At 40.2% G+C, this 20899-nt stretch carries 18 protein-coding genes; 8 read left to right on the top strand and 10 right to left on the bottom strand.

Features of this window, described 5'->3' with window-relative positions; all coding sequences use genetic code 11:
- The first annotated feature begins 105 nt into the window (after positions 1 to 105).
- The 6 genes from rpsL to rimI all read left to right on the top strand — a co-directional run bounded on the left by rpsL (position 106) and on the right by rimI (position 6334).
- Positions 106 to 480 (top strand): 30S ribosomal protein S12, encoded by a 375-nt coding sequence (gene rpsL, locus AC1M83_RS12280; protein WP_004648013.1) that lies wholly within the window; start codon positions 106 to 108, stop codon positions 478 to 480.
- A gap of 180 nt (positions 481 to 660) precedes the next feature.
- Positions 661 to 1131 (top strand): 30S ribosomal protein S7, encoded by a 471-nt coding sequence (gene rpsG, locus AC1M83_RS12275; protein ID WP_004648014.1) that lies wholly within the window; start codon positions 661 to 663, stop codon positions 1129 to 1131.
- 131 nt (positions 1132 to 1262) lie between these two features.
- Complete coding sequence (gene fusA / locus AC1M83_RS12270) at positions 1263 to 3398, top strand: elongation factor G (protein ID WP_035268315.1); 2136 nt, start codon at positions 1263 to 1265, stop codon at positions 3396 to 3398.
- A 92-nt stretch (positions 3399 to 3490) separates the two neighbouring features.
- The gene (gene tuf / locus AC1M83_RS12265) at positions 3491 to 4681 is read left to right on the top strand and encodes an elongation factor Tu (protein ID WP_481590787.1); all 1191 of its coding nucleotides are present in this window, start codon (positions 3491 to 3493) and stop codon (positions 4679 to 4681) included.
- Positions 4682 to 4889: 208 nt separating this feature from the next.
- On the top strand, positions 4890 to 5771 hold the full coding sequence (locus AC1M83_RS12260) for a metal-dependent hydrolase (RefSeq protein WP_035267371.1): 882 nt from the start codon (positions 4890 to 4892) through the stop codon (positions 5769 to 5771).
- A 104-nt stretch (positions 5772 to 5875) separates the two neighbouring features.
- Positions 5876 to 6334 (top strand): ribosomal protein S18-alanine N-acetyltransferase, encoded by a 459-nt coding sequence (gene rimI, locus AC1M83_RS12255; protein ID WP_180028765.1) that lies wholly within the window; start codon positions 5876 to 5878, stop codon positions 6332 to 6334.
- 14 nt (positions 6335 to 6348) lie between these two features.
- On the opposite strand, the gene AC1M83_RS12250 is transcribed toward rimI, so the two are convergent.
- From AC1M83_RS12250 to trxB, 3 genes are all read right to left on the bottom strand, one after another.
- The gene (locus AC1M83_RS12250) at positions 6349 to 7164 is read right to left on the bottom strand and encodes an arginyltransferase (RefSeq protein ID WP_180028761.1); all 816 of its coding nucleotides are present in this window, start codon (positions 7162 to 7164) and stop codon (positions 6349 to 6351) included.
- 17 nt (positions 7165 to 7181) lie between these two features.
- Positions 7182 to 7913 carry a leucyl/phenylalanyl-tRNA--protein transferase gene (aat, locus tag AC1M83_RS12245; protein ID WP_481590813.1) on the bottom strand — a complete coding sequence of 244 codons (732 nt, stop codon included), beginning with the start codon at positions 7911 to 7913 and terminating at the stop codon, positions 7182 to 7184.
- A 106-nt stretch (positions 7914 to 8019) separates the two neighbouring features.
- Positions 8020 to 8967, bottom strand: a complete 948-nt coding sequence (trxB, locus tag AC1M83_RS12240; protein WP_035267378.1) for a thioredoxin-disulfide reductase — start codon at positions 8965 to 8967, stop codon at positions 8020 to 8022.
- A 261-nt stretch (positions 8968 to 9228) separates the two neighbouring features.
- Here trxB and AC1M83_RS12235 point away from each other — a divergent pair, with 261 nt between their 5' ends.
- The gene (locus tag AC1M83_RS12235) at positions 9229 to 12381 is read left to right on the top strand and encodes a DNA translocase FtsK 4TM domain-containing protein (protein WP_481590786.1); all 3153 of its coding nucleotides are present in this window, start codon (positions 9229 to 9231) and stop codon (positions 12379 to 12381) included.
- 44 nt (positions 12382 to 12425) lie between these two features.
- On the opposite strand, the gene AC1M83_RS12230 is transcribed toward AC1M83_RS12235, so the two are convergent.
- Positions 12426 to 13403: a helix-turn-helix transcriptional regulator gene (locus AC1M83_RS12230; protein ID WP_180028759.1), complete on the bottom strand. Its 978-nt coding sequence runs from the start codon at positions 13401 to 13403 to the stop codon at positions 12426 to 12428.
- 359 nt (positions 13404 to 13762) lie between these two features.
- Here AC1M83_RS12230 and AC1M83_RS12225 point away from each other — a divergent pair, with 359 nt between their 5' ends.
- Complete coding sequence (locus tag AC1M83_RS12225; protein WP_481590785.1) at positions 13763 to 16156, top strand: YadA-like family protein; 2394 nt, start codon at positions 13763 to 13765, stop codon at positions 16154 to 16156.
- A gap of 111 nt (positions 16157 to 16267) precedes the next feature.
- Here the strand turns inward: AC1M83_RS12225 and AC1M83_RS12220 are convergent, their stop codons facing one another.
- The 6 genes from AC1M83_RS12220 to AC1M83_RS12195 form a co-directional block, all read right to left on the bottom strand.
- The gene (locus AC1M83_RS12220; protein ID WP_035267385.1) at positions 16268 to 16555 is read right to left on the bottom strand and encodes a PA4642 family protein; all 288 of its coding nucleotides are present in this window, start codon (positions 16553 to 16555) and stop codon (positions 16268 to 16270) included.
- A gap of 188 nt (positions 16556 to 16743) precedes the next feature.
- Positions 16744 to 17016: a cell division topological specificity factor MinE gene (gene minE / locus AC1M83_RS12215; protein WP_035267388.1), complete on the bottom strand. Its 273-nt coding sequence runs from the start codon at positions 17014 to 17016 to the stop codon at positions 16744 to 16746.
- 2 nt (positions 17017 to 17018) lie between these two features.
- Positions 17019 to 17831: a septum site-determining protein MinD gene (minD, locus tag AC1M83_RS12210; RefSeq protein WP_035267390.1), complete on the bottom strand. Its 813-nt coding sequence runs from the start codon at positions 17829 to 17831 to the stop codon at positions 17019 to 17021.
- Positions 17832 to 17892: 61 nt separating this feature from the next.
- Entirely contained in the window at positions 17893 to 18606 is a 714-nt protein-coding gene (minC, locus tag AC1M83_RS12205; RefSeq protein ID WP_092768178.1) for a septum site-determining protein MinC, read from the bottom strand.
- Positions 18607 to 18722: 116 nt separating this feature from the next.
- A complete protein-coding gene (locus AC1M83_RS12200) occupies positions 18723 to 19760 on the bottom strand; it encodes a preprotein translocase subunit SecA (RefSeq protein ID WP_481590784.1) in 1038 nt (345 codons plus the stop codon).
- 35 nt (positions 19761 to 19795) lie between these two features.
- Entirely contained in the window at positions 19796 to 20725 is a 930-nt protein-coding gene (locus AC1M83_RS12195; RefSeq protein WP_481590783.1) for an acyltransferase, read from the bottom strand.
- Positions 20726 to 20899: the final 174 nt, after the last annotated feature.

Here is a 20899-nt window from a genome sequence, read left to right as displayed (position 1 = left end):
TTGATGTCATGTTGAATGTTGACCATTTTTACTTCTTGGCTTACAATTGCATGCCCTCAAAAAGTAGTATTTTTTGGGGCTTTTTATTAACGGGAGAATTGCCACATGGCAACAACAAATCAGTTGATCCGTAAGGGTCGTACTACTTTGATTGAAAAATCAAAAGTTCCTGCGTTGAAGGCTTGTCCACAACGTCGTGGTGTTTGTACACGTGTTTACACAACTACACCTAAAAAACCTAACTCAGCAATGCGTAAAGTTTGCCGTGTTCGCTTAACTTCAGGTTTTGAAGTATCTAGCTATATCGGTGGTGAAGGCCATAACCTACAAGAGCACAGTGTTGTTCTTATCCGTGGTGGTCGTGTTAAAGACTTACCTGGTGTACGTTACCATACCGTTCGTGGTTCTTTAGACTGTGCTGGTGTTAAAGATCGTAACCAGTCTCGTTCTAAATACGGTACTAAGCGTCCTAAGAAATAATCTAACTAGATCATTTTCTTAAACGTATAGAACTGCAATCCTTTATCGTCTCGCTTGTCTGATTTCTGCATTTAATTTTGTGAAATTCAAGCGACGTGTAGTAAGGCCAGCGAATAGTACATGACACTTTGTACTGCTGCTGGATAAACCTGAAGTGTCATATTTATAGGTAGTATTAAAATGCCAAGACGTCGCGTAGTCGCTGCTCGTGAAATCCTTCCGGATCCTAAGTTCGGCAGCCAAACAATCGCTAAGTTCATGAACCACGTAATGCAAGATGGTAAAAAATCTATTGCTGAAAGTATCGTTTACGGTGCTTTAGACCGCGTTCAAGAAAAATCTAAAGTAGACCCAGTTGAATTTTTCGAGACTACTCTTGAAAAAGTTCGTCCTATGGTCGAAGTAAAAGCACGCCGTGTTGGTGGTGCTACATACCAAGTTCCTATGGAAGTACGCCCATCCCGTCGTACTGCTCTAGCGATGCGTTGGTTAGTAGATGCTGCTGCTAAGCGTTCTGAAAAAACTATGGCGTTACGCCTTGCTGGTGAGTTGCTTGACGCAGCTGAAGGTAAAGGTTCAGCGATCAAGAAACGTGAAGATGTGCATCGTATGGCTGAAGCCAACAAAGCCTTCTCTCACTACCGTTTCTAAGCGGATAAAACAGCCCCTATTCAGGAGGGTGGTAAGTCGGGTTTCACTGATTTGTCATCGAATCGCTTTAAGCTGCTCAGCAGCTTAAAGCGTCCTGTTTTAAACAACAAAATTTAGGAATGCAAGAAATCATGGCTCGTCAAACCCCAATTTCTCGTTACCGTAACATTGGTATCTCAGCACACATTGATGCTGGTAAAACAACGACTTCTGAACGTATTTTGTTCTACACAGGTGAGAGCCACAAACTAGGTGAAACTCACGAAGGTTCAGCAACAACTGACTGGATGGAACAAGAGCAAGAACGTGGTATTACCATTACTTCAGCAGCAGTAACTTGCTTCTGGAAAGGTATGGGTAACCAGTTCGAACAACACCGTATTAACGTAATTGACACACCGGGACACGTTGACTTCACGATCGAAGTTGAGCGTTCTATGCGTGTTCTTGACGGCGCGTGCATGGTTTACTGTGCTGTAGGTGGTGTACAACCTCAGTCAGAAACTGTATGGCGTCAAGCAAATAAATATAAAGTACCTCGTATTGCGTTCGTTAACAAAATGGACCGTACTGGTGCAAACTTCTTCCGTGCTGTTGAACAAGTAAAAACACGTCTTGGTGGTAATCCAGTGCCAATCGTGATTCCTGTTGGCGCAGAAGAAAACTTCCAAGGTGTAGTAGACCTTATCGAAATGAAAGCGATTATCTGGGATGAAGCATCTCAAGGTATGAAGTTTGAATACGGTGAAATTCCTGCTGACCTTGTTGAGCTTGCTCAAGAATGGCGTACGAACATGGTTGAAGCTGCTGCAGAAGCATCAGAAGAACTCATGGATAAGTACCTAGAAGAAGGTGATTTGACTAAAGAAGAAATCATCGGTGGTCTTCGTGCACGTACATTGTTGAATGAAATTCAACCAATGCTTTGTGGTTCAGCGTTCAAAAACAAAGGTGTTCAACGTATGTTGGATGCTGTTATTGAATTCTTACCAGCACCTACTGACGTTGAAGCAATTAAAGGTATCTTAGACGACAAAGATGAGACAGAAGGTTCTCGTGAAGCGTCTGATGAAGCACCGTTTGCTGCGCTTGCGTTCAAAATTATGAACGACAAATTCGTTGGTAACTTGACATTCGTTCGTGTTTACTCAGGTGTTCTAAAAGCTGGTAGTGCAGTTTATAACCCTGTTAAATCTAAACGTGAACGTGTTGGTCGTATTGTACAGATGCACGCTAATGACCGTCATGACATCGAAGAAATTCGTGCGGGCGATATCGCGGCATGTGTAGGTCTTAAAGATACGACTACAGGTGATACACTTTGTGATGAAAACAACGTGATCACATTGGAGCGTATGGAATTCCCAGAGCCAGTAATTGCACTTGCAGTTGAACCTAAAACTAAAGCTGACCAAGAAAAAATGTCAGTTGCTTTGGGCCGCTTGGCGAAAGAAGATCCATCATTCCGCGTTCGTACTGATGAAGAATCTGGTCAGACTATTATTGCTGGTATGGGTGAGCTTCACCTTGACATCATCGTTGACCGTATGAAGCGTGAATTCGGTGTTGAAGCGAACATTGGTAAACCAATGGTTGCTTACCGCGAAACGATTAAAAAATCTGTTGAGCAAGAAGGTAAGTTTGTTCGTCAAACTGGTGGTAAAGGTAAATTCGGTCACGTATATGTACGTTTAGAGCCAATGGATCCTGAAGCTGGTAAAGACTACGAGTTCGCTGAAGAAGTTGTTGGTGGTGTTGTACCTAAAGAATTCTTTGGTGCTGTAGACAAAGGTATTCAAGAACGTATGAAGAATGGTGTCCTAGCTGGTTACCCAGTTGTTGGCATCAAAGCGACATTGTTCGATGGTTCTTACCATGATGTCGACTCTGACGAATTATCGTTCAAAATGGCGGGTTCTTACGCATTCCGTGATGGTTTCATGAAAGCAGATCCTGTTCTTCTTGAACCTATCATGAAAGTTGAAGTAGAAACTCCAGAAGACTACATGGGCGATATCATGGGTGACTTAAACCGTCGTCGTGGTATGGTTCAAGGTATGGATGATTTACCTGGCGGTACTAAAGCAATCCGTGCTGAAGTTCCACTTTCTGAGATGTTCGGTTACGCAACACACATGCGTTCTATGTCTCAAGGTCGTGCGACTTACTCTATGGAATTTGCTAAATATGCTGAAACTCCACGTAACGTGGCTGAAGGCATCATTGCTAAGTTCCAAGCTGGTGGTAAAAAAGGTGACGACGAGTAATCTTTCGATTACTATAAGCCCAACTAATTCATAGTTTAAAACCAAGTGCTCATGGAGTGATCCTCCATGAGTAGTTTAAAAAGGAAGATCTCATGGCTAAGGCTAAGTTTGAACGTAATAAGCCACACGTTAACGTGGGCACAATCGGTCACGTTGACCATGGTAAAACAACTTTAACTGCTGCTATCGCAACTGTATGTGCGAAGAAATTCGGTGGTGAAGCTAAAGACTACGCTGCAATCGACTCTGCACCAGAAGAAAAAGCACGTGGTATTACAATTAATACATCACACGTAGAATACGATTCTCCAACTCGTCACTACGCTCACGTAGACTGCCCGGGCCACGCCGATTATGTTAAAAACATGATTACTGGTGCTGCTCAAATGGACGGCGCGATCCTTGTATGTGCTGCGACTGATGGTCCAATGCCACAAACTCGTGAACACATCCTTCTTTCTCGCCAAGTAGGTGTTCCATACATCGTTGTATTCTTAAACAAATGTGACCTTGTAGACGACGAAGAGCTTCTTGAGCTAGTTGAAATGGAAGTTCGTGAACTTCTTTCTACTTATGACTTCCCAGGTGATGACACTCCAGTTATCCGTGGTTCTGCTCTTGCTGCACTTAACGGTGAAGCTGGTCAGTTTGGTGAAGATGCAGTTGTTGCTCTTGTTGAAGCGCTTGACACTTACATCCCAGAGCCAGTACGTGCTGTAGATCAGGCATTCTTGATGCCAATCGAAGACGTATTCTCTATTTCTGGTCGTGGTACAGTAGTAACTGGCCGTGTAGAAACTGGTATCGTTAAAGTAGGCGAAGAAGTTGAAATCGTAGGTATCAAAGACACAGTTAAAACGACAGTAACTGGTGTTGAAATGTTCCGTAAACTTCTAGACGAAGGTCGTGCGGGCGAGAACTGTGGTATCTTATTACGTGGTACTAAGCGTGAAGATGTACAACGTGGTCAAGTACTTTCTAAACCAGGTTCAATCAAGCCACACACTAAATTCGATGCAGAAGTATACGTACTTTCTAAAGAAGAAGGTGGTCGTCACACTCCATTCCTTAACGGTTACCGTCCACAGTTCTACTTCCGTACAACTGACGTAACTGGCGCGATTCAATTAAAAGAAGGCGTTGAAATGGTTATGCCTGGTGACAACGTAGAAATGTCAGTAGAATTAATCCACCCAATCGCAATGGACCCAGGTCTACGTTTTGCGATCCGTGAAGGTGGTCGTACAGTTGGTGCTGGTGTTGTTGCTAAAGTAACTGCATAAGTATTGATTGTGTGAAAGAAACGCCCCTTTGGGGCGTTTTTTTTATGGAATCTATAAAATTGTTAGACAATAAGAGTTGTAAGCTGTCCTTAACTGATAATGATGTGACCTATAAGGCATTTATCATAAAAATAATAAATCACTAAGATGAAGTAATGAAAAGAATCATAAAACTAGATTTGGATAGATCCCGAATAGGAGTCCAGCAATGAATGCTAAAGTAAATATTACAAATCGTGCCGGTGCATCATTTCCAGTACGTCGTATGCAATTTGATTTTGATCACGTACCAGAATATTGGATGAATGGTTCAGCAGGATTAACTCATTTCATGACAGCGTTATCTGCATTATTTCCTGCAGGTGAAAAATTCTTTATCGATTCAGTGCGTGCAGTTCGCCAACATCCAGCCATTAAAGATAATGAAGATCTCCAAAAAGAGATTTCAGCATTTATTGGTCAGGAAGCAATGCATACACATGAGCATGCTGGCTTTAATGCATCAGCACAAAAATTTGGTCATGATGTTGCTGCACTTGAAAAAGCCACAGATACGGTCATTCAAACTTTTCGTAAGTCAGCTAGCACCGTTATGAAACCATTTGGTATTTCACAAGAAATGATCGATCTGATGGGAACGACTGCGCTAGAACATTTTACAGCAACCATTGCCTCAGAATTATTGCGTAACGAACATATTCAAGCATTAATGACTGATGAAACAATGGCGACGATGTGGGCTTGGCATGCCATTGAAGAAAATGAGCATAAGGCTGTCGCATATGATGTATTTGAAGGTGTGTTCGGTAAAGGAATCAAATCTTATCTTGCTCGAACATCTTCTTTAGTGGCAGCAATGGTTGTGCTATTCATGGTGCAGACTTATTTTGTAGCGCGTTTATTGAAAGACGATAAACAGTTAAATATTGCATCTTTGAAAGATATCTATACCTATGGATATAGTCCATCTAAAGGCATTATTTCTGGTATGGGTAAGGAAATGTTGGCTTATTTTAAACCAGGCTTCCATCCGAATGATTTGGATACCGTGGGTTTATTGGCAACATGGAAAGCAAAACTCGGTTTTTAAGTATTTACTTTTGTGCATTCGGGCAGCGTAAGCTGCCTTTTTTTATTTCATTTATTTTCGAACTTTCTATAATGTACTAACTTAAAAAATGCAATGTAATGATTATGATTCGACCGATGCTGACATCAGATGTTGAGGTGGTATATGAAATTGAAAGTTTGGGGCAGACGCATCCTTGGACAAAAAAACAATTTTCAGAAGCGGTTGATTCATATCAATCCACAGTGATTGAATACCAGAATCGTGTTGTTGGTTTCTGTATTTTACAGCCTGTATTGGATGAAGCAAATTTGCTGTTGATGGCAGTTCATCCGGAAATGCGTGGAAAAGGGTTGGGATATCAATTGCTTGAAGCTTCAATGGCTCAACTCAATAATGATCCCGTACAAATCTTTTTAGAGGTCCGAGAAAGTAATAAGGCTGCGATTGCACTATATGAGAAATCCGGATTTCATCAAATTGATATGCGTAAAAACTATTATCCAACATTAGATGGTGGAAAAGAGCATGCCATCATTATGGTAAAGGCATGCAGTGATAATTTTGCAGATTTATTCAAGTGACAAAATTCAATACCCTACTTTACAATAAAGTTATTCCATTCAGAGGGAAGTGTCGTCATCAGCATATGACCTAATTGATCGATTTCTTCGTTGCTGAGCATTTTATTAACACGTCGCCATTGACCATCCAGTAATAATTCAAAAGGCGCATATTGGGACTTATAGTTCATTTTGAATGAATGGGGTACCCAATATCCTAAATATACAAACTCTTGATTGTGCTGCTTTACATATTCAATTTGCTTAAGGACTGCAAAAACACCTAAAGAACGTTTGGATTCATCTGGATCAAAAAATGTATAGACGGCGGATACTCCATCATCTAATACATCGCAGGTTGAGACACAAATGAGTCGATCATCTTTCCAAAGTTCTATAAAGAAACTATTGCTACAACTGTGAATCAAAAACTTCTCGAATTGATCATAGCTAGGGGGGAACATATCTCCATCTGAATGACGCTCATTGATGTAACGTTCATAGAGTTGATAGTGTAAATCAGTAGCATCTTGAGTTTGGGTTATTCTAACTTCTAAGTCTTGATTACGTTTCCAAGCTTTCTTTTGTTGACTGTTCATTTTAAAAGCATCAACAGGTACACGACATGAAAGGCATTGTCGACACAAATGACATTCAGGTCGATAGACAAAATCTCCGCTTCTTCGAAATCCTACACGAGACAATTCTGATAAAGTTACAACGTCGATTTTATGAGCAGGATCTAAAAAGACCATCCGTGCTGATTTCTCGGGAAGATAACTGCAGTCATGGGGTGGTGTAATGTAATACTGCAGTTCATTTAATAGGGACTGGGGTTGATAAGAATTCATGTTGTCCCTCCTATTTCTCAATCCATGAGTCGTTGATCAAATGCTATTGTTTTACTTGAAAATACACCGTCTTTATACTTTTGCCAATCAATCTGAGGCTGTTTTATCACATCTTGTAACGAATTAAGGTAGTCTTGGCGAGAAATTGTGCAAGCACCTAAGCTCATGAGATGATCATTCACCAATTGACAGTCAACCCAGGGTGCCTGGTTTTCAAGGCTAATCAACATGAGGGTATAAAAAGCCATTTTTGAAACATCAGTCTCTCGACTAAACATGGACTCACCAAAAATACCCTGACCTATAGAGACACCATAGAGCCCGCCGACAATCGAATTTTCTCTGCGTACTTCGACACTATATGCATAGCCTGACTCAAATAATGCACAGTAACCCTGAATGATATCTTCAGTAATCCATGTTTCATTGGCATAACTTCGTGGTAATGAGCAAGAACGTATCACATGTTCAAAATCACGGTTAATGGTAATCGTATAATCATGTTTTTTCATGTTACGAATGAGTGATTTACTTGGATGGTATGACGAAGGGTAGATAATGCAGCGAGGTACTGGACTCCACCAGCAGATCGGCTCACCTTCGGAAAACCAAGGAAATAAACCATGTGTATAAGCTTCAAATAATGTAGAAGGGGAGAGGTCAGCACCTATACAGATTAGTCCTTGACCTTCGGGATCGGATTCAATTGGATTAGGGAAAATAAACTCAGAAGGAGGGAGCATAGGGATTAAGTTCTAAAAATAATAATGAAAAACCGAAGATAAAAATGTTTAAAATGATTATGCCAAGTTGAAAGAATAAAAAAACCACCCGAAGGTGGTTTTTAAATAAATATTAGTTGTCTAAATATTTCTCAGCGTCTAAAGCAGCCATACAACCTGAACCTGCTGATGTAATTGCTTGGCGGTAGATATTGTCTGCAACATCACCTGCAGCAAATACGCCTTCAACAGAAGTCGCAGTTGCATTACCACGTGTACCACTTTGAACTTGGATATAACCATCACGTAGTTCAAGCTGACCTTCAAACATTGCAGTATTAGGTTTGTGACCTATAGCGACGAACAATCCAGTCACTTCAACGTTTTGTGTTGTAGTATCAGTTGTAGATTTCAAGCGAACACTAGTAACGCCATCTTGAGGGTTACCAAGTACTTCTTCAACTTCATGGTTCCAGATGATGCTGATTTTGCCTTCTTTCTCTTTTGCAAAAAGATGATCTTGAAGGATTTTTTCAGAACGTAATTTATCGCGACGATGTACAAGTGTTACATGTGAAGCAATGTTTGATAAATAAAGCGCTTCTTCAACCGCAGTGTTACCACCACCGACAACCATGACTTTTTGATTTTTATAGAAGAAACCATCACAAGTTGCACACGCACTCACACCTTGACCCATATAAGCAGCTTCGGATTCTAATCCTAAATATTGAGCCGTAGCGCCTGTTGCAATGATCAAAGCATCACACGTGTATTCTTCCATATCACCTTTTAAAACGAATGGACGTACATTTAAGTCAACTTCGTTAATGTGATCGTAAACCAATTCAGTACCAAAACGTTCTGCGTGAGCTTGCATACGCTCCATTAAAGCAGGACCTGTTAAGCCTTCAGGATCACCTGGCCAGTTATCAACTTCTGTAGTTGTGGTGAGCTGACCACCCAATTGCATACCAGCGATCAAAGTTGGTTTTAAATTTGCTCGTGCAGCATATACAGCTGCGCTATAACCTGCAGGACCAGAACCTAAAATAATCAATCTTGAGTGACGAGCGCTCATGTATAAGCATCCTTTTAATTTGATATATCGATTTACTGAAAATTATACGTGAAACTTCACCACAGTTGTGTGGAATGAATGTGGATTATATTGATCAACTAAATCGAATTGAGCTATATAGTTAAAAGTGTTAACAAGGAAACCTTAGAAAGCTGCACCTTTTTTTAATGAACAGGTGCATAATAGTAAGTTTTCTATAATGAAGAAATTGTTCCATTTCAACATTAGAACATTAATGAATAATCGTTTACAGGACAGTATATGACTGCGGTGTCGAGTGTATATGCACAGCGCTTAGTTTTAACATTCTTCTTAATATCATTTGGTATTTATCTGTTTTTAGCAACAGTGACTTATACGCCATTTGATCCGGGTTGGATGCATATTTCGAGTGATACTCAACAAGTTTCAAATGCAAGTGGTGTCGCAGGTGCTTGGATTGCAGATCTCTTATTTGGATTTCTGGGCTGGGCAAGTTTACTGATCCCAATTTATTTATTCATTGAAGCGATTCAAGTGTGGTGGCCAAGAAGTTTTTTGAGTCGTCCATTTCGTTTTGCTGCTCAATTTTTCATTCTACTTACCGTCGCGAGTTTGTTTTATTTACTTTGGTCAGTGCCTGCAGATACGCTTGCTAACGCTTCAGGTGGAATCATTGGTTACGAATTGGGTGAGAGTTTAAAACAGCTTTTGACGATTTATGGCGCCGTTTTTTTTCTGATCGTACTTAGCATCGTTCTAATCACACTGGCTTTTGGTATTCAGTGGAACAAGACATGGTCTACTTTGAAGGCGACACCCGCTTATTTGCAAGATTTATTCTATAAAAATGTACCTGAGACTGAATCAGCTTATGATTTGACGACTCAGCCAAAAGCGAAAAAAGAAATTGAAACTCCTGTAAAAGATTCAGCTCCAGTCCCTCATCAAGCTGAGCTCAATGATGTCGATCATTTAGAAGAGAAAGATCAATTACAAGTGCGTCATGAACGTACTGCTGAAAGACTATTTGAAGATATGCGTTTCCAAGAGTCTCAACAAAATCATCGTTTTGATGAAGATGATGAGGCAGAGCTCGAGCGTACCATCGCGAAAGCGCATGAGTTAGAGCGTGAGAGTCAACGTATTGTTCCAACGGGTGAAGTTTGGAAAGCCTTGCATAGCGATGAAGATCATAAAAGAGAAATTGATGAGCTTTTGCGCGCAGCAGAGGAGGATCAGCTTGATCAACGTACTTCAGAAATTAATGATTTAAGTAAAAACGTTCGAGTAGAGCAGCGCTCAACTGTTCAAGATACTGCTTTGGACTGGAATGATGATCAAATCTTTGATGAATTGCTTGAAGTTGTTCCACAAGGACAGCATGCCAAAGATATTCATACTCCTTTTCATCATCAAACAAATCCTTCAGGTCAATCTGCTGATGATCAAAATACAGCATCCCTAATCCAAAATACCTCAGCTATTGGTGCAAGTGCTGTATACGCAAGTCAATCGAGCGCAGCTGCGGAAGCGATCACTAAAGCAGATTTGTTAGCTTCTGAGCTTGATGGTCTTGCATCACTTGCGGATGAAGCAGAAGCTTTGTCTCATTCAGAGGTCAAGCGTCCAAATTTGGTGACGCCAAATATTAAATTTATGACTTCACCTAAGTCAGATACAGTCGCGGAATATGAATCAGAGCAAGACACTATTGCCCCATCACCACAAAACATTGTTGAGCAAGAGGGATCATCAATTCCTGTTACTAAAGTGAGTGATGAGGAAAAACAACGTATATCTTCAGATAAAGATGCTTTTAGAGAAGCTTGGCAAGAAACGGTAGGTAAGCCTGAAGTTGAAGAGGATGAGTTTGATTTCGATGCGCCATTAACAGATGCTGCTGGTCGTCCAATGTCTCGTGCAATGCAAGTTGCGGAGCGCCGTAAAGATTTATCACCACTTCCTGGTTTGGATTTACTTGATGAAGTAGACCCAAACAAAAAAGTAAACTTCACTGCAGAACAATTATCAAGATTATCAGAACTGTTAGAAATTAAATTACAAGAATTTAATGTCAAAGCGAAAGTGATTGAAGCTCAACCGGGTCCAGTCGTGACCAGATTTGAACTGGATCTTGCGCCTGGTGTGAAAGCCTCGAAAGTAACTAATATTTCTCGTGACTTAGCACGATCAATGTCGATGGCATCAGTACGTGTTGTTGAGGTGATCCCTGGAAAACCTTACATTGGAATTGAAGTTCCGAATAGCATACGTGAGATGGTGCGCCTGATTGAATTGGTAAAAATTCCAAAATTTAAGGATCCAGATGGAATCTTATCCATGGCCATGGGTAAAGACATTTCTGGTAACCCAGTCATTACTGAGTTGGGCAAGGCACCACATATGTTGGTTGCGGGTACCACAGGTTCAGGTAAATCTGTTGCTGTAAACTCGATGATTCTATCGATGCTTTTAAAATATACGCCAGATCAATTGCGCCTTATTTTGATTGATCCTAAACAACTTGAATTGGCGAACTATAACGATATTCCGCATTTACTCACGCCTGTTGTGACTGACATGAAAGATGCAGTCAGTGCTTTAAATTGGTGTGTGAATGAGATGGAGCGTCGTTATAAGCTGATGTCGTTCTTAAAAATACGTAAATTGAGTGACTATAACCGTAAAGTTGAAGAAGCAATTGCCAATGGTGAAGATCTATTTGATCCAACTTGGAAAGCCAGTGAGTCAGTTGCTGGAGAACGTGCACCTAGACTTACACCATTGCCTTCGATTGTGATTGTTGCAGATGAATTCGCAGATATGATCATGCAGGTGGGTAAGAAAGCGGAAGAGATGATCACTCGTCTAGCTCAAAAATCACGTGCTGCAGGCATTCATTTATTACTTGCGACACAGCGTCCATCCGTCGATGTAATTACTGGCTTAATTAAGGCGAATATACCGACGCGTGTTGCACTACGTGTAAACTCTAAAATTGACTCGCGTACGATTTTGGATGCGGGTGGTGCAGAAGATTTGCTTGGACATGGTGATATGCTGTTCTTAGGACCAGGTAAAATTGAGCCTGAGCGTGTGCATGGTGCATTTATTGCCGATGACGAGGTGAACCGTATTTGTGATGCATGGCGTGAGCGTGGTGCACCAAACTACGTGGATGAAATTCTCACCCCATTTGATGAAGAACCAGCATCACGTGGCTTTGAAGATGGGGATGGTGCTTCAGACCGTGACGCACTTTATGATCAATGTGTTGCTTTTGTTTTGGAAACCCGTAAAGCATCCACATCATCTTTACAGCGTAAGTTTAGTCTGGGTTATAATCGTGCCGCACGTATTATTGACCAAATGGAAGAAAACGGTATCGTGAGTGCAATGGGCGCAAATGGTAAACGCGAAATTTTAGTTTAATGAAGACTGACTCAGAAAAAGCAACCATAGGTTGCTTTTTTTATTTAACTCAAAAAAGTGTTGTTTTTGGGGGTAGTCCATTGGCTCGCAAATGTGATCAGTTCACTCACAGAGTGAACATTCAAGCTTTGATAAACTGACTTGACACAATCTTTAAATACCGCAGGGCTAATGGATAATTTTTGTAAAATTTCACTTTTATTCATGCCTGTAATTAACGAAAAAGCCACTTGGCATTCTCGGGGTGATAGATCAAGTGCTTCTAGTTTTTTTAAAATAATGAGGGAGCGTGGTAATGAGCGCTTTAAGTATAAGGCGATATTTGTATCGGTTGTATTTTGACTACTTAACCATTCAGCACGAAGGGTTAATATTCCATTAGGAATGGTCAAACTAAGCTTGGGGATTTGTTGCCCATATTTAAGCTCATTGATGACTTGATAGCATGATTTTGGCAACGCTTTATATGGTTCCCAAAATTCATAATGTATCGGGAAGAGATTCAGTAAATCCTTTGCAGCATCAGTCATCATGACTAAATCATTTTGAGAATTCACGATTAACAACGCTTGATCTGATTCAATTACATCGTCGCCATCCTCCATTTGATTGTTAAGCGCATATTCGATATAGACACCAGCTTGTTCTAATAAACGATGATCTTGTAATTGGAAGGGTTGTGACATACGCCTATAGAGGGTAATACCTCCTGCAGGAATATGATTGCGTTCTAATCTTAGATCTAGTGTATGGTGAAGACCGCTTTGGCGCACAATCATCTGGTAGGTTAAGCTATGAAAATACGGATCATCTGGGCGTAAAAGATTTCCGACTTTGGGTAACATAGGGCAGTTGAGCCAGCGGATATGGCTTTCGGTTTTTAAGTTTAAGAATAATTCAGTATTTTCTTGGACATACCTCATCGACTGAGGGTTAAGATTTTTGTAATACAGTATATAAGGTTCACCATTTGGATAGGTCAGTGCCATACCGTAGGCATCATGTGGAATCAAAAAATTCAAATAGTCAAAAATACTGGGCGCAATGGTAAGGAGCGGAAGTTGAGTACAGCAAAGATTTCTCAGGCGATGGAGGGTGCCGAGCCTTGTTCGATCACTTTTACGAAAACTTATTGAATTCATCTTCGATTGAACTGTTTTGATTATAACAAATTCAAATTATAGATTTTTTTAAAAAAATTGAGATAAAAAAGTAAATATTAATCATTTTTTCACAAAAATATTTTTTTCATCCCCCCTTAAAGGGGGGCTTCTAGATTATCAGCTTTATGGTTTGATTTTCCTCATTATAAAAGGTCTTTCTTGCAAACTATGGAAAACCTGCAAGTGACATGACCATGTCAAAAACTAAGGGGAATTACATGAACCATATATACCGAGTTATCCGTAATCGTAATGGAAAATTAGTCGTAACAGGGGAACTTGGACGTACACGTTTTACACAATCTTTAAAAAATATTGGAATGACGACAGGTTATCTGATTTTAATTGGGGCATTAACCGCAATGACGAGTCAGGTGCAAGCTGATGAATGTGAGGGTTCAACAGGCACAGCGACGAATTCAGACACTACATCGTTCATCTGTGGTGAAAATAACTCAGTGGTTGCACCGAACAGTGTGGTTATGGGACAAAGCAATAACGTCAATATTGGGATGAATCATACTGTTTTTGGTTTGAATAATACCGTTACACCAAACGCTGTAACGACAACGCAAAATAATGTGGTCATTGGAAATCAAAACACAACGCATCATACAAGTAATATTGCCATTGGTAATAATCAAGTGGTTAAGGGGGAAGGGAATATTGCGATCGGTAGTTCAAATACTGCTGAAGGTGGCATCACGCTTGGTGTTTCAAATATTAATAAGTCTTTGCACTCTATTGTTATTGGTATGAATAATACTCATGATGTCGCAAGTAATGGCTCGATGATTTTTGGTAGATTTAATGAGGTTGATGCGACGAATTCTTATGTAATTGCCTCCGACAGTAATGTGGATGGTAGCAAAAATGTGGCTGTCGGTGGTTCTATTATTATTCGACCAGGACCAAATTATACATCCGTAAGAGAGTCAGTCGCGATAGGTGAGCTGAGTCAGGTTTATGCGAGCAACTCTGTTGCTTTAGGTAGTGCATCGGTTGCAGATCGAGAGAATGTTATTTCAGTCGGTAGTGATCAATTAAAACGCCGAATCATGAACTTAGCATGGGGATTAGATACTCATGATGCTATTAATGTTGATCAATTGACAGACAGTTTACAAAGAATTCTGGGTACTGGGGTGACTATGTTTCAGGGGAGTGTGATGCCCCTTTCATTTGAAATGCAAGGCTCTACATACCAAAACGTAAATCAAACAATTAGAGGGATTGATATTGAATTTACAGCGTTAAAAGACCGTGTCTCTGCACTCGAAAATAATGGTGTTGGTGGTGAAACAGGTACAGGTACCACTGGACCAGCTGGACCAAGTGCGTACGAGGTTGCTGTGAGTAATGGATTTGAGGGCTCTGAAACAGATTGGCTTACATCATTAAAAGGTGAAAAAGGCGATAAGGGAGATAAAGGTGATCAAGGTCCACAAGGATTGAAAGGTGACAAAGGGGATCAAGGTATACCAGGTACAAGCGGTGGACCTGGTGGCGGTGTAGGACCACAAGGTGATAGTGCTTACCAAGTGGCGGTGAATAATGGATTTGTAGGAACAGAGCAAGATTGGCTGACGTCACTCAAAGGAGATAAAGGTGACCAAGGTCCTCAAGGATTGAAAGGTGATAAGGGAGATCAAGGTGATCAAGGACTTCAAGGCTTAAAAGGCGACAAGGGCGATAAAGGTGATCAAGGACTTCAAGGCTTAAAAGGTGACAAAGGTGATCAAGGATTTAGTGCTTTTGAGATTGCTGTACAAAATGGCTTTAATGGCACCGAACAACAGTGGCTAACGTCTTTGGCTAGTGGTGGAACTGTCGCAATATCTGTTGGAACAAATCCTAGTGAAAATGCAATATTACCAAATGCAACAGGTGAAGATGCTCTTGCAATCGGAAGTTCATCAGTAGCATCGGGTCGTGAGAGTATTGTCATTGGGGCTGAATCACAAGTCGCTGGTGAACATGCAACAGCTTTAGGAAATCACAATACGGTTACGGGTGAAAATACGCATTCAGTTGGTAATTTCAACAATATTTCAGGAAATAGTACTGTAGCTCTTGGGAATAATATAACGTCTGACGCAAATAATGCTGTTCTTTTAGGAAATGCTTCGTCTACCGATCGGGACAATACGGTTTCAGTGGGTTCCTCTACGCAACAGCGCCAAATTGTTAATGTGGCAGCAGGTACAGCGGATACCGACGCAGTCAATGTAAAACAAATGCGTCAAGCAGATCAGCAAGTTTTGAGCGATGCACAGGAATATACGAATATACGAACCAATGAAATATTGAATCAGGCCAATGAGTATACTAGTCGACGTGTAAATGCTTTAGAACAGAGTTTTGCCGATGAACGACGTGACACTCGAGCAGCTATTGCAGCATCTTTGGCTGTCGCTTCATTACCCCAGCCAACTTATGCTGGTGCAAGTATGTTCAGTGCAGCTGCTGGTACATGGGATGGTGAGCAAGGTATTGCCATTGGATTTAGTGGGGTTTCTGAAACGAATCGCTTTGTCTATAAAGCATCTGGAACCGCAAGTTCACAAGGTGATGTTGGTGGTGCTATTGCATTGGGTTGGCAATGGAAATAATCTAAGTTTCACCCAAACGTAAAAGTAACCTTAATACGAAACTATTTTTTAACAGGTATAAGATAGATTTAAATCAAAAAGCCTGCTCAAGCAGGCTTTTTTATCTGTTTTTTAGGCAAATTTTGCTAAAACAGCAAGGAATTCTGCACTTTGGCGTGGGAATTCTGCGATCACATCATGAATACGTTTGCCTTCAGGATTTTGAGCGTTAAGATCACGACCATCTGCTATAAATTTAGTGAGTAAACGCTCATAGTCATTAGCACGCATATGTTTAAAAGCATGATAGAGAACATGAAAATCAGCGTTTACACCTTCAGGAGGTAACTGATTTAAATAGGCAAAAACACGCTCGTCTGACCATTCTTCATTGAACGTGGCTGGCTGTGATAATGCCATCACAATCTCCTTGGTATTTTTAATCAATAAAAAAGGGCAAAATATGAGACTAGATGAGCAAAGCGCTGCTTTGTCTAGTCGCAAGACTTGAAGCTCTGCTTCAAGTGGGCGGAATATAGCTAATAGCCTATTTCTGCCACTCTCATATTTTGCCCTGATTCAATTTGCTTGACTAATCAAAAATCAGATTAACGTTCTTCAGGCAAATTGATATTCATTTCTAGCATTTCGATATTTGCTTCTGAGCGAACCGACATTTGTATATGCTGTTCATCTACACCACGCACATAACGATTCACAACTTGCATGATTTCTTTTTTCATTAAATCAATTTTATCTTGGCTTAAACGCTTACCTAGACCATTTTCAGATGCCACGATAACTTTTAAGCGATCTTTAGCTGTTTGTGCACTTGATGGTTTGTCATCACTACTAAAAAGTTTACTCCAGAATCCTGCCATCTTTATGCTCCAAATAAACGTGCTAACCAGCCTTTCGGCTTCACAGAGATGTGACGATATGGACGTTCTTCACCAAGGAAGCGTGCAACAAGATCGTCATAAGCTTGTCCAGCTGCTTCTTCAGTATAAAGAATAACAGGCTTACCTTCATTCGAAGCTTGTAACACGCTTTTACATTCAGGAATTACACCGAGCGTTGGCACGCGAAGGATATCTTTAGAAATATCATCGACTGTTAACATTTCTTGCTTGTCAGCACGTTCAGGGTTGAAGCGTGTGATACAAAGATGCTTACGAATACGACCTTCGTTATTTTCTACTTTCTTCGTTTTACTGTCCAACATACCAATAATACGATCGGAATCTCGGACAGATGAAATTTCAGGGTTCGTTACAATGATTGCTTCATCAGCATGGTACATTGCTAAAATCGCACCACGTTCAATACCTGCAGGAGAGTCACAAATGATGTAGTCGAACTCTTGAGAAAGTTCGTCCATAACACGTGCAACACCTTCATCGGTCAACGCATCTTTATCACGGGTTTGTGATGCAGGTAAAATATATAGATTTTCGATTTCTTTATCGCGAATAAGTGCTTGTTGTAATCTCGCTTCGTTATTTAATACATTCACAAAATCATAAACAACACGACGCTCACAACCCATGATAAGGTCGAGGTTACGTAAACCTACGTCAAAATCGATTACAACAGTTTTGTGGCCACGAAGGGCTAAACCTGTTGCAAAAGATGCACTGGTAGTTGTTTTACCTACGCCACCTTTACCTGATGTTACGACAACAATTTTCGCCACCGAATCCACTCCTGTTATGTTTATCCCCAATACTATAGGGGTTCTCATGTTTAGTTATACATTAAAATTCGAGTGCTTCAAAGACAAGCTCTTGAGCATCATTTAAATAGATATGTACTGACTTTTTTAGCATATGTGGTGGAATATCATCTGCAACACAATATGTTCCTGCGATAGATACTAATTCAGCTTCTAAAACATGACAGAAAATTCGTGCTGCTGTATTGCCACCGGCGCCGGCGATGACTCTACCACGAGCAGAGCCATAAATATGTATATTTCCTGAAGCGATGATTTCAGAGCCACTATTAATTCCAGCAGTTAAAATAATATCGCCGTGATCTTGTACCAGACATTGTCCTGTTCTAAGCACTTCATCGTGATACGAAGTTTTATGTGTGGTTGCTGGAGCTATGTGTGTTGGAACCTTCTCAGCTTCAGGTGTATTTGCTGGGGCTTCTACCACTTGTTCTTTTGTTGCTTTGATCCGCTGCAAAGGACGATCAGCCGCAAGAACTGGGAATTGGATCGCACGTGCTTCATCACCCATTAAACCATCAACGACAGCCATTGGCTGTAACCCTAAACTGATGACCAATTGAATGAGTCCAATGAGTTCTTGTTCAACGGTTGTGTCTAGAATGACAAGCGCACCTTCATAAGAGGTTTCACTCATCATGGCACTTAATTGTTGGCGGATAACATTATGATCATTGGTGTCAAAGGTAATTCGGGTAAAATTCACCATTCTACCGGTAATCCGAATATCTGCCATATTCATTCCTTGCTTGCTTCGCGCTTTATAATCGAAGTAAAAATTGTTAATTGTGCAAATGCTAGTTCAATTCTCAAGAATTCTCTAGCGGATATATTAAATTAATAGAGAAATGATCATTCCTTGACTTGATTGTTTTTTGATAACTCTATTTGCCATTGTTTTACTGCCACCTGTTTTCTTAAAGACTCAAGACTTTCATAAACGACAGATTCAACGAGTTGTTCTAATGCATGATTATCGATATTGAGTTGGCTAATTTTTTCAGCAATGAGTTGATAATGCGCATTCGGTTTATCAATGGCTCCAGAAATAAAAGGTTCAACTAAACCGTCGGTAATATTTTCACCTAATCGTTGACCAATGTTGTGGATTTGCTGTTCTATACGACCACCCACCAATGGAATCAGCTTTAAGAGCTGTGTTAGCTCTGGTGTGTCTTCAATTGCTTTAATGACAATGTGACCAACGCCTTTTGAGATATTATCTTTTTGAAGTTTTAATTCGGTTGCCAAAGATTCTTGTAAGACTTGCGCCAATGTCGTGGCAAACATGTCTCGATGGTGATTCACCAGATCATGAATGATTTTTTTATGGGTCGAGCTAGTGTCTAACTCTTTTTTTACACTATCAATAACAGTAATCACCACACGATCAGAGAGCTCTTCCATGATCACGTTATAGTAAAAATTAAGACGTCTGAACCATTTATTAGGTATGACTTTATAGCCTAGCTCATGCAGTCTATAGGCAATCACTCCGACGCGAATTAAACGTAAAAAGCGAAGGTAAGGGATAATGGCTAATATTTCATACCAATGAATGAAGGGAAAGAAAAACCAACGCTGATGATGTTTATTGACAATTGCAATCAGCCATCTTACAGCGAGTTCAACAATTAAAAATGTGATAAACCAACTTTCGGTAATGATGACCCATGGGTGAAGCTCGGATTTATAAAACTCCAGAATTTGAGGTAATTGAACCGTGTCAAATACCCATGAACCAAAATTACTCATTAAAAATGCATTGGCACATAGACAAAACAAATTGACTAAAATAATGAGCATCATAAAGATGTCATAAATCAGGAACATCTTCCAAAATAACGTGTCATGACGCTGTGGACGGAAAGTTTTTCGAGAATTAGTCATGCGATCTGTCATATGCAATACATTCTGAGGACAGCTTAATTTACAGATTCAGCTTGAAGCTGTTGTTTTAACTGTGTAATTAACTGATCTTTTTCTGTCCAAAGCTCATCAACCCATTTTTGGAAACGAGCGCGATAGTCGGCATCATCCTCATAATTGCCGCCATGAACCCAAGCAGGAATTTCAATTTTTCTTAAATTGACGGCAATTTGAGAAACTTCTCCTAACCAAAAATCTCCATAACCTGGCACACCATCTGGATAGACAATGGTCATATCGACTAGCGCATCAATTTCACTTCCTAGAATATTTAGGGCAAGTGCTAAACCACCTGCTTTGGGCCTAAGTAAATTTTTATACGGAGATTTTTGTTGGGCGTGTTTTTCAGGGGTATAGCGTGTACCTTCTAAATAATTTAATAAGGTAAAAGGTTGGCTGAGCAGTTGTTCACACGATTTACGCGCTTCTTCCATATCACGATATTTCAGCGCAGGATTTTTTTCGATTTGCGCTTTGGTATGACGTTTCATCATAGGAAAACCAAGGATCTTGAATGCTTGCCCAACAAAAGGAATAAAAATGAGTTCCCATTTCGTAAAAAAACGTGTGAGCGGCATACGTTTAAGACCAAAATATTGAGTAACAGTTGTATCCACCCAGCTTTGGTGATTACAGGTCATGATGTAACGACCTTGTAGATTGAGATCTAGATCTTCATCAATCGTGATGTGCCATTTAAGCTCAGGGAGAACTTTTTCAATGAGCCAGTTATTCGTACCAATCCAACCATTGGCGATATTGATATTGGTTTCATCGATTTTTGATGATTTTTTTACGAGTTTAGTCAAACCTAATGCAAGAATAGGTGGGCCACGAAAAAATGTATTTCCTGTGATCACAGAACCTACGGTTAAACCCTTAGAAATTTTTTTTAAAATAGGTTGTTTCTGCTTCTCTGCTGCCATTGCACAGTCCTAAAAAGTGATTGCATGTGATTGAAATTTTTAAAACACTATAAATCGAGTCGCTCAAATCACAAAGCCCGTTTTCTTAACTATGTATAAAATATGATGAAGCATTAACGAAAGATGCTACAAAAGATTACATATTGTTAATAAACTGTTTATTATTAACAAAAT

Source organism: Acinetobacter sp. 25-47-130, from assembly GCF_056779705.1.
The sequence above is the reverse complement of the archived record's forward strand: the minus strand, read 5'-3'. Positions and strand labels throughout refer to the sequence as shown.

What these genes read in the sequence shown, in the direction of transcription:
- minE (WP_035267388.1), bottom strand. Translation starts at nt 17,016, where the DNA reads ATGGCAGGATTCTGGAGTAAACTTTTTAGTAGTGATGACAAACCATCA.
- rpsG (WP_004648014.1), top strand. Translation starts at nt 661, where the DNA reads ATGCCAAGACGTCGCGTAGTCGCTGCTCGTGAAATCCTTCCGGATCCT.
- AC1M83_RS12225 (WP_481590785.1), top strand. Translation starts at nt 13,763, where the DNA reads ATGAACCATATATACCGAGTTATCCGTAATCGTAATGGAAAATTAGTC.
- AC1M83_RS12250 (WP_180028761.1), bottom strand. Translation starts at nt 7,164, where the DNA reads ATGAATTCTTATCAACCCCAGTCCCTATTAAATGAACTGCAGTATTAC.
- AC1M83_RS12235 (WP_481590786.1), top strand. Translation starts at nt 9,229, where the DNA reads ATGACTGCGGTGTCGAGTGTATATGCACAGCGCTTAGTTTTAACATTC.
- AC1M83_RS12260 (WP_035267371.1), top strand. Translation starts at nt 4,890, where the DNA reads ATGAATGCTAAAGTAAATATTACAAATCGTGCCGGTGCATCATTTCCA.
- rpsL (WP_004648013.1), top strand. Translation starts at nt 106, where the DNA reads ATGGCAACAACAAATCAGTTGATCCGTAAGGGTCGTACTACTTTGATT.
- fusA (WP_035268315.1), top strand. Translation starts at nt 1,263, where the DNA reads ATGGCTCGTCAAACCCCAATTTCTCGTTACCGTAACATTGGTATCTCA.
- AC1M83_RS12195 (WP_481590783.1), bottom strand. Translation starts at nt 20,725, where the DNA reads ATGGCAGCAGAGAAGCAGAAACAACCTATTTTAAAAAAAATTTCTAAG.
- minC (WP_092768178.1), bottom strand. Translation starts at nt 18,606, where the DNA reads ATGGCAGATATTCGGATTACCGGTAGAATGGTGAATTTTACCCGAATT.
- rimI (WP_180028765.1), top strand. Translation starts at nt 5,876, where the DNA reads ATGATTCGACCGATGCTGACATCAGATGTTGAGGTGGTATATGAAATT.
- tuf (WP_481590787.1), top strand. Translation starts at nt 3,491, where the DNA reads ATGGCTAAGGCTAAGTTTGAACGTAATAAGCCACACGTTAACGTGGGC.
- AC1M83_RS12200 (WP_481590784.1), bottom strand. Translation starts at nt 19,760, where the DNA reads ATGACTAATTCTCGAAAAACTTTCCGTCCACAGCGTCATGACACGTTA.
- trxB (WP_035267378.1), bottom strand. Translation starts at nt 8,967, where the DNA reads ATGAGCGCTCGTCACTCAAGATTGATTATTTTAGGTTCTGGTCCTGCA.
- AC1M83_RS12220 (WP_035267385.1), bottom strand. Translation starts at nt 16,555, where the DNA reads ATGGCATTATCACAGCCAGCCACGTTCAATGAAGAATGGTCAGACGAG.